14 protein-coding genes are annotated in these 16585 nt (G+C 60.4%); 10 read left to right on the top strand and 4 right to left on the bottom strand.

Annotation, left to right across the window (positions count from 1 at the left end; all coding sequences use genetic code 11):
- Positions 1 to 10 precede the first annotated feature (10 nt).
- Positions 11 to 976 carry a DNA-binding protein YbiB gene (gene ybiB, locus G7090_RS06930; protein ID WP_106992442.1) on the bottom strand — a complete coding sequence of 322 codons (966 nt, stop codon included), beginning with the start codon at positions 974 to 976 and terminating at the stop codon, positions 11 to 13.
- 278 nt (positions 977 to 1254) lie between these two features.
- On the opposite strand from ybiB, the gene G7090_RS06925 reads away from it, so the two are divergent.
- From G7090_RS06925 to G7090_RS06905, 5 genes are read left to right on the top strand one after another with little or no spacing between them, the layout of a single operon-like run.
- The gene (locus G7090_RS06925; RefSeq protein WP_166181918.1) at positions 1255 to 1791 is read left to right on the top strand and encodes a fimbrial protein; all 537 of its coding nucleotides are present in this window, start codon (positions 1255 to 1257) and stop codon (positions 1789 to 1791) included.
- Positions 1792 to 1847: 56 nt separating this feature from the next.
- Positions 1848 to 2522, top strand: a complete 675-nt coding sequence (locus G7090_RS06920) for a molecular chaperone (RefSeq protein WP_166181917.1) — start codon at positions 1848 to 1850, stop codon at positions 2520 to 2522.
- Positions 2523 to 2529: 7 nt separating this feature from the next.
- Positions 2530 to 5067, top strand: a complete 2538-nt coding sequence (locus tag G7090_RS06915; RefSeq protein ID WP_166181916.1) for a fimbria/pilus outer membrane usher protein — start codon at positions 2530 to 2532, stop codon at positions 5065 to 5067.
- 16 nt (positions 5068 to 5083) lie between these two features.
- Complete coding sequence (locus G7090_RS06910) at positions 5084 to 6073, top strand: fimbrial protein (RefSeq protein WP_166181915.1); 990 nt, start codon at positions 5084 to 5086, stop codon at positions 6071 to 6073.
- Positions 6074 to 6081: 8 nt separating this feature from the next.
- Positions 6082 to 6582: a fimbrial protein gene (locus G7090_RS06905; RefSeq protein ID WP_166181914.1), complete on the top strand. Its 501-nt coding sequence runs from the start codon at positions 6082 to 6084 to the stop codon at positions 6580 to 6582.
- Here G7090_RS06905 and dinG read toward each other — a convergent pair.
- Together dinG and rhlE are read right to left on the bottom strand one after the other, a co-directional pair.
- Entirely contained in the window at positions 6569 to 8746 is a 2178-nt protein-coding gene (gene dinG / locus G7090_RS06900; protein WP_166181913.1) for an ATP-dependent DNA helicase DinG, read from the bottom strand. The two genes, G7090_RS06905 and dinG, sit on opposite strands and share 14 nt — an antisense overlap.
- A 95-nt stretch (positions 8747 to 8841) precedes the next feature.
- Entirely contained in the window at positions 8842 to 10206 is a 1365-nt protein-coding gene (gene rhlE, locus G7090_RS06895; protein ID WP_106992435.1) for an ATP-dependent RNA helicase RhlE, read from the bottom strand.
- Positions 10207 to 10477: 271 nt separating this feature from the next.
- On the opposite strand from rhlE, the gene cecR reads away from it, so the two are divergent.
- The 5 genes from cecR to G7090_RS06870 all read left to right on the top strand — a co-directional run bounded on the left by cecR (position 10478) and on the right by G7090_RS06870 (position 16194).
- A complete protein-coding gene (gene cecR / locus G7090_RS06890) occupies positions 10478 to 11155 on the top strand; it encodes a transcriptional regulator CecR (protein ID WP_166181912.1) in 678 nt (225 codons plus the stop codon).
- Entirely contained in the window at positions 11152 to 12144 is a 993-nt protein-coding gene (gene hlyD, locus G7090_RS06885; protein ID WP_166181911.1) for a secretion protein HlyD, read from the top strand. The genes cecR and hlyD overlap by 4 nt, the downstream gene beginning before the upstream one ends.
- Positions 12137 to 13873, top strand: a complete 1737-nt coding sequence (locus tag G7090_RS06880; RefSeq protein WP_166185132.1) for an ATP-binding cassette domain-containing protein — start codon at positions 12137 to 12139, stop codon at positions 13871 to 13873. The genes hlyD and G7090_RS06880 overlap by 8 nt, the downstream gene beginning before the upstream one ends.
- Positions 13866 to 14999 carry an ABC transporter permease gene (locus G7090_RS06875; RefSeq protein ID WP_106992432.1) on the top strand — a complete coding sequence of 378 codons (1134 nt, stop codon included), beginning with the start codon at positions 13866 to 13868 and terminating at the stop codon, positions 14997 to 14999. The genes G7090_RS06880 and G7090_RS06875 overlap by 8 nt, the downstream gene beginning before the upstream one ends.
- Positions 15000 to 15087: 88 nt before the next feature.
- On the top strand, positions 15088 to 16194 hold the full coding sequence (locus G7090_RS06870) for an ABC transporter permease (RefSeq protein ID WP_166181910.1): 1107 nt from the start codon (positions 15088 to 15090) through the stop codon (positions 16192 to 16194).
- Here the strand turns inward: G7090_RS06870 and G7090_RS06865 are convergent.
- Positions 16156 to 16566, bottom strand: coding sequence for a YbhQ family protein (locus G7090_RS06865; RefSeq protein WP_106992430.1), 411 nt, complete (start codon positions 16564 to 16566; stop codon positions 16156 to 16158). The genes G7090_RS06870 and G7090_RS06865 overlap by 39 nt on opposite strands.
- Between the last annotated feature and the right edge of the window lie 19 nt (positions 16567 to 16585).

Raw genomic sequence — 16585 nt, 5'->3', positions numbered from 1 at the left:
TTTTTTTTATCTAAAAACTCTGATTAACCCGCGCCAGCCCGGCGTCGACCGTCTCAACCTGACCGGTCGCCAGCAGGCAGCAGGCCATCTGCAGCTTCAGAGAGTGCGGTACCGCTTCGCGTCCGGCGAGGCAGCTCTCAATCCAGCGGGCGGTGGTTTCCGGATCTTTGGCCTGCGGCAGGGAGACGTCGCTGTTCTCTTCCCCACGCTCCAGCACCACCCGGGTACCCGCCGTCGGATCGATCAGGGTTTGCTGCGGACAGCGCTGCGGGTTGGCATAGACCTCGCCTTCGGTACCGTGCATCAACAGCCCCCGGCCACCGATATCGGCAAAAAAGGTCGCCACCCGGGTGACATATTCCGGGTGCGAAACGCTGGAGAGCCGCAGGGCAGCATCTTCCGCAAAGGGGGTCGCCAGCTTGGCCAGGGTATGGGCGCTGTTACGCACCCCCATCCGCCAGCGCATCGCCAGCTGTTTCTCCAGCGGCGGGCACAGGGTACCGATCGGAATATAGACCGGATGATGGCCGTCGAGCTTCGCCTGGGCCTGACCGCCGTGGCGGGTCGGCTCGATGCCCAGCAGGGTGAAAATGGTTTCGGTCAGCACGCGGGAGGGGTCCTCACTCACGCCGTGCACCACCACCGGGAACCCCAGCTTTTGCAGCAGTATCGCCAGCAGCGGGGTCAGGTTGGCCTGCTTGCGCGCGCCGTTATAGCTCGGGATCACCACCGGCATCGGCTTCGCCACCGGCGGCGTCAGGCGCAGGGTTTGGGCCTGCATCGCCTCATAGAAGCCGCGCATTTCGGCTTCGCCTTCACCCTTAATACGCAGCGCAATCAGAATGCCGCCCATCTCCAGCTCCGGCACTTCGCCGTTAAGCATCGCGGTATAGAGCGCCCGGGCGGTCTCCTGATCCAGGTCGCGCGCGTGGTTTTTCCCCCGCCCGACCTCTTTGATAATTTTGCGATAATCCACGTTGTTTCTCCTTGTGACATCTTATTAACACTATAGCGTTGATGAGGTGCCGTCGGACAGACATTTCTCTTATCGCTGCCGGGCGGCGATAACACCATCCCCTTGTAAATAAAGCAAAAATAAAAATTCAACTGTTAATGGAATCACTATTGACCCGGTCAATAGTTATCCATTAACGATTTATTCCGTAAATTAGCCCCGGATAAAAGTCGCCCCGCTTTTTTCAAAAATCGATCACAACGGATGTTATTACCACCGGAATTCACTCAGGAATTATTATGCGTAAAATTGTCTCCGGCACCTTTATTGCCACTGCATTGTGTTGTTCTGTTTCTGCCTGGGCTGCGAACAGCGGCGAGGGGCAAGTTAATTTCACCGGCGAAATCATCGACTCCGCCTGCCAGGTGGTGAATGGCGTCAGCAGCCCGCTGGATGTCTCGCTGGGTAAAGTCTCGCAAACGGCCTTTACCGGTTCAGGCTCCACCACCTCGACCACCCGTTTTGATATCCAGCTGAAAGACTGCCCGGAAACCATCACCAGCGCGGCAATCACCTTTGGTGGTTCTGCGGACGGTACCAATGCCAACGTACTGGCCGTCACCCCGGGTACCGGTGCGGCGACCGGTGTTGGTATTCAGCTGCTGGATAAAACAGAAAATCCACTGAGCCTGTATACCGCTTCCACCAGCTATACGCTGCAGTCCGGTACCACCACTAACGACCTGGTATTTGGCGCACGCTATATCCAGACCGGCAGCACCATCACCGCCGGCCCGGCTAACGCCGTCTCCACCTTTACCGTCATGTACAACTAATCCTGCGTCGCCTGGCCGCAGGGCCAGGCGACGTCAGCTTTATTCAGAGTCCCGCCATGCGTAAATCTATTTTCATCGCCTCCCTGTTAGTCATGACCACCGCCGCTCACGCCGGGGTGATTATCGAAGGGACCCGTTTAATTTATCAGGGAGATAAAAAAGAAGCGTCGTTGGGGCTCTCCAACCCGGATAACCTCGACTACCTGGTGCAGTCCTGGGTAGAGAGCGCCGACAATGCGCGGGATAACGCGCCGTTTCTCATCACCCCGCCGCTGTTTCGCCTCGACGGCAAACAGGACAACATCCTGCGCGTGGTGCGAACCGGGGGCAATCTGCCGACCGATCGCGAATCGCTCTACTGGCTGAATATCAAATCCATTCCGTCAACCAACCACGACGAGAGCAATAACACCCTGCAAATCGCCATTAAGACGCGGATCAAACTGATCTATCGCCCGACGGGAATTAGCGGCAAACCGGATGAGGTGGCGGAGAAATTACGCTGGCATAAACAGGGTAATACCCTGGTGGTGAGCAACCCGACGCCGTTTTATATGAACTTCCAGGCGATCACCGTCGGAGACAAAAAAGTCAGCAATGTGACCTGGGTAGCACCCGACAGCGACGCGCATTTTGCCGTACCGGGCGGCATCACCGGGAGCACGGTTTCCTGGAAAATCATCAACGACTATGGTGCGGTGAGCCACGCCTGGTCTGCGCCATTGCAATAAGTCAACCATGGCCTGGGACTACTCCACCAAAGCGCCGCGTAAAACCGCGCGCAGCCTGCTGATTGCGCTGGGCTGCGCGGCGCTGAGCTTTTGCGTCCAGCAGGTGCTGGCGGAGGATTATTTCAATCCGGCGCTGCTGGACATCGACACCCCCGGGCAGGGTAAAACCGACCTCTCGGTGTATGAGAAGGGTCCGGGCATCGCGCCGGGGAGTTATCAGGTGGATGTCTATGTGAATAACAACAAAGTGGCCAACCGAAAGATCGCCTTTGGCCTGCAACAGTCGGCCACCGGCACGGCCACCCTGCAACCTTGTCTGTCAGTAGACACCCTCAAAAGCCTGGGTATCCAGAGCGATAAATTCAGCGTCACAAAGAATGACGACTGTGTCGATCTCTCTGGGTTACCTGCCGCCAGCGCCACCTTCCGTCCGGGCCAGCAGCAGCTGCTGCTGAGTATCCCCCAGGCGGCCATCACCCCGGTGCCTCACGGGTACGTGGCGCCGGAGGAGATGGACAACGGCATTAATGCCTTCCTGCTGAACTACAGCTACTCCGCCGGGGACAGCCGCAGCCGGGGTGAAGAGGGTGGCCACCAGCGCAATGAGTACCTGAACCTGCGCCCGGGGCTGAACCTCGGGGCCTGGCGCCTGCGCAACTACTCCACCTGGAGCCAGACTCAGGACGACCGCACCACCCAGCGCGAGTTCTCCTCGGTCTACAGCTACGCCCAGCGCAATATTCTGTCGCTGGGCAGCGTCGTCACCCTCGGACAAAGCACCACTCCCTCCGACGTGTTTGATGGCCTGTCATTCACCGGGGCGCAGATCGCCTCCGATGACGACATGCTGCCGGACAGCCTGAAGGGCTTTGCCCCGCGCATTCGCGGCGTGGCGCACAGCAACGCCGAGGTGGTGGTGCGCCAGAACGGCTACGTGATCTATCAGAACTACGTCGCCCCCGGCGCGTTCGAGATTAACGACCTCTACCCTACCGGCGGCAGCGGCGATCTGAACGTCACCGTCAAAGAGACCGACGGCAGCGAGCAGCACTTCGTGGTGCCTTACGCCTCGGTCCCGGTGTTGCAGCGTGAAGGCCGGTTCAAATACAGCCTGACCGGCGGACGCTACCGCAGCTATGACCACAGCGTGGAGCAAACCCCGTTCCTGCAGGGGACCGGGATCTACGGCCTGCCCTGGGACATCACCGCCTATGGCGGGATTCAGACCAGCCAGTATTACGATGCTCTGGCAATCGGCAGCGGGAAAAACATCGGCGACTGGGGAGCGTTTTCGGTGGATATGACCGCGGCGAAATCGCAGATGCAGGGGCAAAAAACCACCCGGGGCCGCGCCTGGCGGGTGCGCTACAGCAAAGATTTCGCCACCACCGGCACCCACTTTACGGTGGCCGGGTATCGCTACAACAGTGCCGGATTTAACACCATGGGGGATGTGTTTGACTCCCACACCCATGACGACTGGACGCCCGCCGACAGGCGGCGCAACCGTCAGGAGGCGACTCTCGATCAGTCCCTGGGCGATTCCCTGGGGTCGATGACCTTAAGCCTGGTGAAGGAGAATTACTGGCACAGCGACCAGAGCATGACCTCGCTGAGCCTCGGCTATAACGGCAGCTGGCACGGCATCAGCTACGGCATCAACTATGGCCTGAGCAAAAACACCCAGGATGAGGATGAGGATAACCAGCGGGAGAACGAGCAGACCTTTGGCTTTAACGTCTCCGTTCCGCTGGATCGCTGGCTGAGCAATACCTGGGTCAATTACACCCTTAACAACAGCAAGCATGACACCAGCCAGAGCGTCGGCCTGAACGGCACCGCCCTGGCAGACAATAACCTCAGCTGGGGGGTGCAGCAGGGCCACAGCCAGGCTTCCGGCTACAGCACCAATCTGAACAGCGATTACAAAGCCACCTACGGCGAAATGACCGCGGGCTATTCCCAGGATAACCAGCAGCGCCAGCTCAATGTCGCCGTGCAGGGGAGCATGATTGCTCACGCCCACGGCGTCACCTTCGGCCTGCCAATGGGCGATACCGTCGCCCTGGTGGAAGCACCGGGAGCCAGCGGGACCGGGATCGACAACCAGACCGGGGTCAAAACCGATTTTCGCGGCTATGCCATTGTGCCTTACGTTACGCCGTACCATCACAACACCGTGGCGCTGAATACCGAGAGCCTGCCGGCGGGGGCCGACGTCGGCCAGGCGGCCAAAGTGATCACTCCAACCCGGGGGGCGATTGTGCGAACCCACTTTGATACCCGCGTCGGCAGCCGGGTGCTGCTGACCCTTACCCGCGCCGACGGTCGTCCGGTGCCCTTTGGCGCCACCGCGGCCCCGGCCCATGACAGCGGCGAATTTATCGTTGGCGATGGCGGCCAGGTCTACCTGACCGGGATGCACGCCCGGGGCAGCGTCAACGTCAGCTGGGGCAAAGGCGCGGGCGCGCACTGCTCCGCCCACTATCAACTGCCGTCCCGATCCGCTGACCCGGTGATTAGCGTCACCGCCCAGTGCTCCTGACGGCATCGAGGAAAAGATGAAACCCTTCCGCTACGGCTGTGTTCTGGCCCTGTTTGCCGCCCTGTTTCTGTTTATGCCGCAGGTGAAAGCGGCTTGCACAACATCCGATCTGCCCTGGACCGCCACGCCGGGGACGCTGACGGTGCCCACCACCCTCGGGATAGGCAATGCCGTCCCGGGCTCTGTCCGCTCGCACAGGGTGCAAGGCCACTGTGATGCCGCCGACAGCGGCAAACCGATCACCGCCTGCCATCTTGGCGAAGGCGAGGAAGTGCCGGGGATGCCAGGGGTTTATCGCAGCGGTATCGAGGGGATAGGTATTGAACTGCTGAACAGCGCCGGACAGCCGGTGCGCGGCCGTGCCGCCCACTGCGACAGCCGCAGCACGCCGCTGGGGTACGTCAGCAGTGACGGCTCCGGCAGCTTTAATGTCTCCCTGACGATGCAGCTGATCAAAACCGCCAGCACTACCGGAGAACATGCGTCGACGACAGTGCACAACGGCATCTGGTCGCTGGGGATCTACCCGGACCAGCAGCTCGGCGAGCTGAATGCCGTGCGCTACGGCGGCACTCTGGCGCTGAAGGCCACCACCTGCTCAGTCGATCCCAAAAGTCTGGTCATTATGCTGGGAGATTTCCCGGTCAGCCTCTTTACCCACGTCGGCAGCACCAGCGACTGGAAAAGCTTCAACCTGACGGCGACCTGTACCGACGCGGTGACCATGACCGCCCGGGTCACCAGCGTCAACGGCAGCACCTCGCTCGGGGACGGCAATGACGTGCTGAACCTGACCCCGGGCAGCGACAGCGCCACCGGTATCGGGGTAAAAATGCTGGTGGGCGGGGTGATGCTGCGCTACGACTATCCGATCCCCTTTGGCGACCAGACCGTGCCCAACCAGCCGTTCAACCTGCCCTTCCAGGTGCAGTATTACCAGACGGGCGCTCAGGCGACAGCCGGGCGAGCCAATACCCTTGCCACCATCGACATTGAATACCAGTGAGATCCCCGATGAAATATGTAGCCCTGATCGTGCTGCTGGCCAGCCTGCCCGCGACGGCCACCGACGTGATCCTCAGCATCAAAGGCAATATCTACGATACCGCCTGCGAGGTGGACAGCACCAGCCAGAACAAAGTGGTCGATCTCGGCCAGGCGGTGGCCAGTGATTTTAAAGCGGTGGGGGATACCGGGGTGTGGAAGGATTTTGATATCACCATCTCCCACTGCCCGCAAAGCCTGACCCTGGCGACGATTAACCTCGAGGGGCAGCGCGACACGCTTCACCCGTTCAAGTTCGCTAATACCGGTACGGCCAGAGGGCTGGCGCTGGAGCTGGCAGACCGCACCGACTCGATCATCCTGGCCCCGGAATCACGCTTCAATGCGGTGATCGACCCGGTCACCCACACTGCCGATTTCCCGATGGCGGCACGCTATTACGCCTCGCATACCCCGGTCAGCGCGGGTCAGTTCTCCAGCGTGGTGCAGTTTACCTTCACTTACCAGTAGGACCGCGCCTCTTAGCATGGATGCTTTTTTTACGCCCGGCAGCGAGTTTTGCCGGGCGTTTTTTTACCTCAGGCACCGCGGGCTGCTCGATAGGAAAGATCGGCAGGGCATTCAGCAGGCGCTTGCCGTAGTTTTTGGTCAGCAGGCGTTTATCGTAGATCACCACCTCGCCCCAGCAGCTGTGGCTGCGGATCAGACGCCCGACCTGCTGGATGAGGTTGAACGACGCCGCCGGCAGGCTCTGTACTTCAAACGGGAAGCGATTCAGGCTTTTCAGCCATTCGCCCTCGGTGAGCACCACCGGGCTGTCGATAGGCGGGAAGGCAATCTTATGGATATGTACCTGGGTCAGGTAATCGCCTTTCAGATCCAGCCCTTCGGCAAAGGACTGAAGCCCCACCAGCACGCTGCGCTCGCCACTCTCTATCCGTTTACGGTGCAGCTCCACCAGCCGGTAGCGAGGCTGATCTCCCTGCACCAGCAGGAGCAGGCGCAGATCGGTGACAAAGGTTAAAAACAGATTCATCGCCCGGGCGCTGGCGAACAGCACCAGCATCCCGGGATATTTTTTGCTTTCGAGCTGTTCGCGGAAATAGGCCGCCATCTCCGCAAGGTGATTCTCTTCATTGTCGATCAGCGGCTCATGCTGCATGCGCGGGATCACCAGCTTGCCCTGCTCGCAGTGGTTGAACGGCGAGTCGAGGGCCACAAAGCGATCCCCCGCTTTCTCCTTCAGGCCGCTCATCTCCTGCAGCCGCGAGAAGCTGTTCAGCGAGCGTAATGTGGCGGAGGTGACCACCACATGCGGAACGCTACGCCAGAGCAGTTTTTCCAGCTGATCGCTGACGCGAATGCCCGCGCAGTGGAAGAAGAGATGCACCTGATTCTCTTTGACCTCCCGGGTCGCCCACTTGGTGACCGGCGCGCCGGAGGCCTGAGCCATCGACGCCAGTCGCCACAGCTTGCTCTGCCCTTCGAACATGCCGAGGGCGCGGTTCATCTGCAGCAGCACCCGGTGAACGCGCACCACGTCATGGGTGCCGGTTTTTTCACTGAGATCGTTTAAAAACAGCTCCGCCAGCCCGCGCAGCTTCTCGATAAGCTGCGCCAGCTCGCGACATATGGCCATGATCTCATCCGGCAGCTCGCCCATCTCAAAGCGGTGCTCCGCCTCCTGGGTGGCCGGGAGATAGAGATTGAGGATGTTATTCAGCGAGGCGATGTGGGTGTAGATGGTTTCGCAGTGCTCGCTGAGGCGCTCCGGGACCGCCAGCGGCGGGATGGTTTTCGGCCGGAACTGATCCATGCAGGTGGCGACCAGCTTGCAGAACAGATCCAGCTGCAGGCGGAACCAGGGGGCGGTGATCTCGGCGCTCATCTCCAGCGCGTCGCGGGCGACGTCCGGCAGATGGTGGCCTTCATCCAGCACCAGCAGCAGGTGTTTCGGGTCCGGCAGTACCGATTCGCTCTCCATCGCCGCCATCACCAGCGCGTGGTTGGCGACCACCACTTCGGCCTCCTGGATCTCGCGGCGGGCGACAAAGAACGGGCATTCGCGATAGTAATGGCAGTTGCGGTTCAGGCAGCTGGCTTTGTCGGTGCTAAGCCTGCGCCACAGGTCATCGCCGATAGCCTGATCGGTGTGATCGCGCAGGCCGTCCCACTTGTAGCCGTCAAGATCGGTCTTCAGCTTCGCGCACTGCTCCTGCTCGGCCTTGTTGTTAGGAGTCAGTTCGTCATCGAGAAACGCCAGCAGATCCTGCTGGTTCGGTTCGCTGCTGGCCAAGGCAGCCAGGTTGCGCGGACAGACGTAGCGCCCGCGCCCGAAGGCGGCGGTAAAGCGTAGCTCGGGGATAATTTTGCGCAGCAGGGGCAGGTCTTTACTGTAGATCTGATCCTGCAGGGCGACGTTGGCAGTGCTGACCACCAGCGTCTTTTGCTCTTCCCGGGCGATAGCGATGCCGGGGATCAGGTAGGACAAGGTTTTACCTACCCCGGTCGGGGCTTCAATTGCCAGATGTCGGCCCTCATCACCGGCGAGCGTTTTCGCCACATCGGCAATCATCTGCCGTTGCGGTGCGCGGGGAATAAAGTCGGGGATCTGCTGTTGTAGCGCCTTATACCAGGCGGCAATTTGCGCTTTCAGCGCGGCGGTTAAAGCCATGATGAACCTGAAATACTGTATAAACAGCCACTATTGTGGCACTTTCTTCAGCGGGCCGCAAAAGAAAAGCCCGGCTTTACGACCGGGCTTCCAGATTACTGTGCGCTGGCAGGTTTGCGCGGACGGCGTCGGCGCTGGCCTTCCCCTGCCGGTTTCGCGTCACCGTCACGGCGCGGTGGCTTGCTGGCCGCTTTCGGCGCGCCGCCTTCGCTACGGCGCGGCTGCTGCTGGCCACGACCGCCGCCGCCCTGCCCGCGTCCACCGCCCTGACCACGACCGCCGCCCTGACGACCGTTCTGGATCGGCTCGGCTTTGATTGATGGGTCAACGTCATAACCCTCGAGGGCAATGCGTGGGATCTCTTTCTTCAGCAGACGCTCGATGTCACGCAGAAGTTTAATTTCATCCACGCAGACCAGGGAGAGCGCTTCGCCGGTGGCCGCTGCGCGACCGGTACGGCCGATACGGTGAACGTAATCTTCCGGCACGTTCGGCAGCTCGTAGTTGACCACGTGCGGCAGCTCTTCGATGTCGAGGCCACGTGCAGCGATGTCGGTCGCTACCAGCACGCGGATATCGCCGGATTTAAAGTCTGCCAGCGCGCGGGTACGTGCGCCCTGGCTCTTGTTGCCGTGGATCGCCGCGCTGCGGATCCCATCTTTGTTCAGCTGTTCCGCCAGGTGGTTCGCGCCGTGCTTGGTGCGGGTGAAGACCAGCACCTGCTGCCAGTTGCCCTCGCCAATCATCTGCGACAGCAGCTCGCGCTTACGCTTTTTGTCCACCATATGGACTTTCTGGGTCACCTGCTCGGAGGCGGTGTTGCGACGCGCGACTTCCACTTCCAACGGGTTGTGCAGCAGTTTTTCTGCCAAGCCTTTGATCTCGTCAGAGAAGGTGGCGGAGAAGAGCAGGTTCTGACGGCGGGCCGGCAGTTTTGCCAGCACGCGGCGAATATCGTGGATGAAGCCCATGTCGAGCATGCGGTCAGCTTCGTCGAGGACCAGGATTTCCACGCTGTCGAGCTTGACGGCGTTCTGGTGTTCCAGATCGAGCAGACGGCCAGGGGTGGCGATGAGCACGTCCACGCCGCTGCGCAGTTTCATCATCTGTGGGTTAATGCTGACCCCACCGAACACCACCAGCGAGCGGATGTTGAGATAGCGGCTGTACTCACGCACGTTCTCACCCACCTGGGCGGCCAGTTCACGGGTCGGGGTCAGGATCAGGGCGCGCACCGGGCGACGGCCTTTGGCGTGCGACTCTTTCTGAATCAGGCGTTCCAGCAGCGGCAGGGTAAAGCCAGCGGTTTTACCGGTCCCGGTCTGGGCACTGGCCATCAGATCGCGACCCGCCAGCACGGCAGGAATGGCCTGCTGCTGAATTGGGGTAGGTTCGCGGTAGCCCTGCTCTTCTACAGCACGCAGAATTTCCGGGTTCAGGCCAAGGGTATCAAAAGACATAAAAACTCCGAACCGCCCCGACCATTTCAGGTGTAGTTTTCAGGGAGATAGTGACAAATAGAAGGACAAAAACCACAGTGTCGCGAAGCAGCGGAGTGTAACAGCTTTTGTGATGTGGCGCATAAAATATCCCGTAAACCGATGCATCCACGCTATTACGTAGGCCGGGCAAATGCAGTGCCGCCCGGCGCAACATTGAACAAGCGGACTGGACAAGCTCAAAAAACAGTCATAATCTTAATCAATCGATTGATTAACTTTTAGTGACACTATGAATCCGATCCCGACCACTACCAAAGGCGAACAGGCCAAAAGCCAGCTGATTGCCGCCGCGCTGGCGCAGTTTGGCGAATACGGGATGCACGCCACCACCCGCGACATTGCCGCTCAGGCGGGGCAGAACATCGCCGCGATCACCTACTATTTTGGCTCGAAAGAGGATCTCTACCTCGCCTGCGCCCAGTGGATCGCGGATTTCATCGGCACCCACTTTCGTCCCCATGTGGAGGCGGCTACCGCTCTGCTGGACGAGCCTGCCCCGGATCGCACTGCCATCCGCGAACTGATCTTAACCGCCTGCAACAACATGATTCAGCTCCTGACCCATGACGATACGCTGAACCTGAGTAAGTTTATCTCACGGGAGCAACTCTCGCCTTCTGCCGCTTATCAGCTGGTGCACGATCAGGTTATCGCCCCGATGCACACCCATCTGACCCGGCTGGTGGCAGCCTACACCGGCCGCGATGCCAGTGACACGCAGACCATATTGCATACCCATGCCCTGCTGGGCGAAGTGCTCGCCTTTCGTCTCGGGCGGGAAACCATTTTATTACGTACCGGCTGGACCGAATTTGATGCGGACAAAGCCGCGCAGATAAGCCAGGTCATCACCTGCCACGTTGATCTGATCCTGCAAGGTTTAACCCAAAGGAGCCTGGAGTCATGAAAAAATCGGTTGTTATTCTTCTGGCAGTAGTGGTGCTGGCCGCCGGATTCGGTGGCTGGTGGTGGTATCAGAGCCAGCAGGATAAAACGTTAACCCTGTACGGCAACGTTGATATTCGCACCGTGAACATGAGCTTTCGCGTCGGCGGACGGCTGGCGTCGTTAACCGTGGATGAAGGGGATGCCATTACCGCCGGGCAGACCCTGGGCGAGCTGGATAAAGCCCCTTATCAGAACGCCCTGCTGCAGGCCCAGGCCGGGGTAGCCGTGGCTCAGGCGCAATACGATCTTATGCAGGCGGGCTACCGGGATGAAGAGGTGGCCCAGGCCGCCGCCGCCGTTAAGCAGGCGCAGGCCGCCTACGACTATGCGCAGAACTTCTTTAACCGTCAGCAGGGGCTGTGGAAAAGCCGCACCGTGTCGGCCAACGATCTGGAGAACGCCCGCTCCGCGCGCGACCAGGCTCTGGCGACGCTGAAATCCTCTCAGGACAAACTGCGCCAGTACCGCTCCGGCAACCGCGAGCAGGATATCGCCCAGACCAAAGCCAGCCTCGAACAGGCTCAGGCTCAGCTGGCCCAGGCACAACTGGATCTGCACGACACCACCCTGGTGGCCCCGGCCAACGGCACCCTGCTGACCCGCGCCGTCGAGCCCGGCAGCATGCTGAACGCCGGCAGCACGGTGCTGACCCTGTCGTTAACCCGTCCGGTGTGGGTACGCGCCTATGTTAATGAAGCCAGTCTCGGGGAGGCAAAACCGGGCCGCGAGGTGCTGCTCTACACCGACGGCCGCCCGGACAAGCCTTACCGCGGCAAAATCGGCTTTGTCTCTCCAACCGCCGAATTTACGCCAAAAACCGTCGAAACCCCGGACCTGCGTACCGACCTGGTCTATCGCCTGCGCATTATCGTCAACGATGCCGATGATGCCCTGCGCCAGGGGATGCCGGTGACGGTGAGCTTCGATGATGGTCAACGCCATGAATGACGCGGTGATCCAGCTCTCCGGCTTGGTCAAACGCTTTGCCGGGATGGACAAGCCCGCCGTCGCGCCGCTCGATTGCACCCTGCAGAAAGGCTACGTCACCGGGCTGGTGGGCCCGGACGGCGCGGGTAAAACCACCCTGATGCGGATGCTCGCCGGGCTGCTGAAGCCGGACGAAGGCACCGCCAGCGTCCTGGGACTGGACCCCATTAATGACGATCGCGCCCTGCACGCCATGCTGGGCTACATGCCGCAGAAGTTCGGGCTGTATGAAGATCTGACTGTGATGGAAAACCTGACCCTCTACGCCGACCTGCGCAGCGTCACCGGTGAGACGCGGGAGAAAACCTTCCAGCGTCTGCTGGAATTTACTTCCCTCGGCCCCTTCACTGACCGGCTGGCGGGCAAACTCTCCGGCGGGATGAAGCAGAAGCTGGGGCTGGCCTGCACCCTGGTCGGGGAGCCGAAGGTGCTGCTGCTGGACGAGCCAGGCGTTGGCGTGGACCCGATCTCCCGCCGCGAGCTGTGGCAGATGGTGCATGAGCTGGCGGGCGACGGGATGTTGATCCTCTGGAGCACTTCGTACCTCGACGAAGCGGAGCAGTGCCGGGACGTACTGCTGATGAACGAAGGGGCGCTGCTCTATCAGGGCGATCCGACTAAGCTGACCCAGAGCATGACCGGGCGCAGCCTGCTATTGCACACGCCCCATGAGAACAACCGTCGCCTGCTGCAGCGGGTGCTGAAGCTGCCCCAGGTGAGCGACGGCATGATCCAGGGGAAATCAGTGCGGGTGATCCTCAAAAAAGAGGCCAGCGCCGACGATCTGCGCCAGAGTGCGGATCTGCCGGATCTGACCATCGAGGAGACCGCCCCGCGCTTTGAAGATGCCTTTATCGATCTGCTCGGCGGCGCGGGCACGGCGGAATCCCCGCTGGGGGCGATCCTGCATACCGTGGAGGGCACGCCGGGCGAAACGGTGATTGAAGCCAAATCCCTGACCAAAAAGTTCGGTGATTTTGCCGCGACGGATGACGTGAACTTTGCCGTGAAACGCGGGGAGATCTTTGGCCTGCTGGGCCCCAACGGCGCGGGCAAATCCACCACCTTCAAAATGATGTGCGGCCTGCTGGTGCCTACCGCCGGCAAGGCGCTGGTGCTGGATATGGATTTAAAGGTCAGCTCCGGCAAGGCGCGCCAGCATCTGGGTTATATGGCGCAAAAATTCTCCCTCTACGGCAACCTGACCGTAGAGCAGAACCTGCGCTTCTTCTCCGGTGTCTACGGCCTGCGCGGACGGGCGCAGGACGAGAAAATCAACCGCATGAGCGAGGCGTTTGGCCTGCGCCAGGTTGCCAGCCAGGCCACCGACGCGCTGCCGCTCGGGTTTAAGCAGCGGCTGGCGCTGGCCTGCTCCCTGATGCACGAGCCGGATATTCTGTTTCTCGATGAACCGACCTCCGGGGTCGATCCCCTCACCCGCCGCGAGTTCTGGCTGCATATCAACAGCATGGTGGAGAAAGGGGTCACCGTGATGGTCACCACCCACTTTATGGACGAGGCGGAGTATTGCGACCGCATCGGGCTGGTCTACCGCGGGAAGTTGATCGCCCACGGCACGCCTGACGATCTGAAAGCCCAGGTGGCGGATGAGCAGCAGCCCGACCCCACCATGGAGCAGGCGTTTATTACCCTGATTAACGACTGGGATAAGGAGCACGGCCATGTCTGATACCGCCCTCTCCTGGCGTCGGGTGCGCGCCCTGTGCATCAAAGAGACGCGACAGATTGTACGCGACCCGAGCAGCTGGCTGATTGCGGTGGTGATCCCCCTGCTGCTGCTGTTTATCTTTGGCTACGGGATTAACCTCGACTCCAGCAAGCTGCGGGTGGGGATCCTGCTGGAGCAGCGCAGTGAAGAGGCGCTCGACTTCACCCACGCCATGACCGGCTCGCCCTATATCGACGCCACCATCAGCGATAACCGCCAGCAGCTGGTCCAGATGATGCAGGCCGGGCGCATTCGTGGCCTGATTGTCATTCCGGTGGATTTCGCGGCCCGCATGGCGCGCCCGGGTGACACCGCCCCGATCCAGGTGATCACCGACGGCAGCGAGCCGAACACCGCCAACTTTGTGCAGGGCTACACCGAGGGGATCTGGCAGCTGTGGCAGATGCAGCGGGCGGAAGATCGGGGTGAAACGTTCGAGCCGCTGATTGACGTCCAGACCCGGTACTGGTTTAACCCGGCGGCCATCAGTCAGCACTTTATTATTCCCGGGGCGGTGACCATTATCATGACGGTGATCGGCGCGATTCTGACCTCGCTGGTGATCGCCCGCGAGTGGGAGCGCGGCACCATGGAGGCCCTGCTCTCCACCGAAGTGACGCGCACCGAGCTGCTGCTGTGCAAGCTGATCCCCTACTACTTCCTCGGGATGCTGGCGATGCTGCTCTGTATGCTTGTTGCTGTCTTCATCCTCGGGGTGCCGTACCGCGGCTCGCTGCTGGTGCTGTTCATTATTACCAGCCTGTTCTTACTCAGTACCCTGGGGATGGGGCTGTTGATCTCCACCGTCACCCGCAACCAGTTTAACGCCGCCCAGGTAGCGCTGAATGCCGCCTTCCTGCCGTCGATTATGCTGTCCGGGTTTATTTTCCAGATCGACAGTATGCCCGCAGCGATCCGCGCGGCGACCTACATTATCCCGGCGCGCTATTTCGTCAGCACTCTGCAAAGCCTGTTCCTGGCGGGCAATATCCCGGTGGTGCTGATTGTGAATCTGCTGTTTTTGATTGCCTCGGCGGTGATGTTTATCGGGCTGACGTGGATGAAAACCAAACGGCGATTAGATTAGGTTTCGCCCGGTGGCGCTACGCTTACCGGGCCTACGGGTCTTGTAGGCCGGGCAAACGCAGTGCCGCCCGGCGTTTTGAGGAGTGACTATGTTTTACCGTTTATGGACCTTGATCCGCAAAGAGCTGCAATCCCTGCTGCGCGAGCCGCAGACCCGGGCGATTTTGATTTTGCCGGTGCTGATCCAGGTGCTGCTGTTCCCGTGGGCGGCCACCCTGGAGGTGACCAACGCCACCATCGCCATCTATAACGAAGATAACGGCAAACATTCGGTGGAGCTGACCCAGCGCTTTGCCCGCGCCAAAGCCTTTACCCACGTGCTGATCCTCAACAGCCCGCAGGAGATCCAGCCGACCATCGACACGCAAAAGGCGCTATTGCTGGTACGCTTCCCGGCCGATTTCTCCCGCAATCTCGACACTCTGCAAACCGCCCCGATGCAGCTGATCCTCGACGGACGCAACTCCAACAGCGCCCAGATTGCCGCCAACTACCTGCAGCAGGTGGTGAAGGAGTATCAGCAGGAGCTGATGGAGGGCAAACCGAAACCGAACAACAGCGAGCTGGTGGTGCGCAACTGGTACAACCCGAACCTCGACTACAAATGGTTCGTGGTGCCATCGCTGATCGCCATGATCACCACCATCGGGGTGATGATTGTGACCTCGCTGTCGGTGGCCCGCGAGCGCGAACAGGGCACCCTGGATCAGCTGCTGGTCTCCCCGCTGGCGACCTGGCAGATCTTCGTCGGCAAAGCGGTTCCAGCGCTGATTGTCGCCACCTTTCAGGCCAGTATTGTGCTGGCGATTGGCATCTGGGCCTATCACATCCCCTTTGCCGGATCGCTTCTGCTGTTTTACTTCACGATGGTGATTTACGGGCTGTCGCTGGTGGGGTTTGGGCTGCTGATCTCGGCGCTGTGCTCAACCCAGCAGCAGGCGTTTATCGGGGTGTTTGTCTTTATGATGCCGGCGATCCTGCTCTCGGGCTATGTCTCGCCGGTGGAGAACATGCCGGTGTGGCTGCAAAACTTAACCTGGGTGAACCCGATCCGGCACTTCACCGATATCACCAAGCAGATCTATCTCAAGGATGCGAGTCTGGATATTGTCTGGGGGAGTTTGTGGCCGCTACTGGTGATAGCGGCCGTGACGGGATCAGTGGCGTACGCGATGTTTAGACGCAATATCGCGTAGCTTTTTATCTTTGGCTAACAGCGAAACGACCGCGGGTCCGGCAAGGATCGCCAGCCCTGCGACGGCCAGCAAATAGTTGTTTTGCAGCACGCGGGACAACAGCCACAACACGATGACGGCCGCACCAAAATACCAGGTGGTGGTCAGCTCTTCGAGCACATCCGCCACTTCGCGCCAGCGCTGGTCATGATGACGCTGTAAAAAGAGCATTAACAGTACGGTAACGCCGTACAACACACATAATCCTAAGCCGACACGCACCAGGGCGCCGCTCATCCAGGCCATCACCAGTACGGCCACCACCAATAAATGCAACATAATCTGCCAGCAACTGAGACCGGTCGCGACGCGTATGCGTTGTTGCCACTTCATGGCACTCTCCTGAAGGATT

This window comes from Leclercia sp. 29361, from assembly GCF_011290365.1.
GTDB classification, from domain to species: domain Bacteria; phylum Pseudomonadota; class Gammaproteobacteria; order Enterobacterales; family Enterobacteriaceae; genus Enterobacter; species Enterobacter tamurae.
The sequence above is the reverse complement of the archived record's forward strand: the minus strand, read 5'-3'. Positions and strand labels throughout refer to the sequence as shown.

Bases quoted from the DNA above. Each gene is read 5' to 3' on its own strand.
- G7090_RS06865 (WP_106992430.1), bottom strand. From the start codon at position 16,566: ATGAAGTGGCAACAACGCATACGCGTCGCGACCGGTCTCAGTTGCTGG.
- G7090_RS06910 (WP_166181915.1), top strand. From the start codon at position 5,084: ATGAAACCCTTCCGCTACGGCTGTGTTCTGGCCCTGTTTGCCGCCCTG.
- rhlE (WP_106992435.1), bottom strand. From the start codon at position 10,206: ATGTCTTTTGATACCCTTGGCCTGAACCCGGAAATTCTGCGTGCTGTA.
- G7090_RS06905 (WP_166181914.1), top strand. From the start codon at position 6,082: ATGAAATATGTAGCCCTGATCGTGCTGCTGGCCAGCCTGCCCGCGACG.
- cecR (WP_166181912.1), top strand. From the start codon at position 10,478: ATGAATCCGATCCCGACCACTACCAAAGGCGAACAGGCCAAAAGCCAG.
- G7090_RS06870 (WP_166181910.1), top strand. From the start codon at position 15,088: ATGTTTTACCGTTTATGGACCTTGATCCGCAAAGAGCTGCAATCCCTG.
- G7090_RS06875 (WP_106992432.1), top strand. From the start codon at position 13,866: ATGTCTGATACCGCCCTCTCCTGGCGTCGGGTGCGCGCCCTGTGCATC.
- G7090_RS06915 (WP_166181916.1), top strand. From the start codon at position 2,530: ATGGCCTGGGACTACTCCACCAAAGCGCCGCGTAAAACCGCGCGCAGC.
- G7090_RS06925 (WP_166181918.1), top strand. From the start codon at position 1,255: ATGCGTAAAATTGTCTCCGGCACCTTTATTGCCACTGCATTGTGTTGT.
- G7090_RS06880 (WP_166185132.1), top strand. From the start codon at position 12,137: ATGAATGACGCGGTGATCCAGCTCTCCGGCTTGGTCAAACGCTTTGCC.
- G7090_RS06920 (WP_166181917.1), top strand. From the start codon at position 1,848: ATGCGTAAATCTATTTTCATCGCCTCCCTGTTAGTCATGACCACCGCC.
- dinG (WP_166181913.1), bottom strand. From the start codon at position 8,746: ATGGCTTTAACCGCCGCGCTGAAAGCGCAAATTGCCGCCTGGTATAAG.
- hlyD (WP_166181911.1), top strand. From the start codon at position 11,152: ATGAAAAAATCGGTTGTTATTCTTCTGGCAGTAGTGGTGCTGGCCGCC.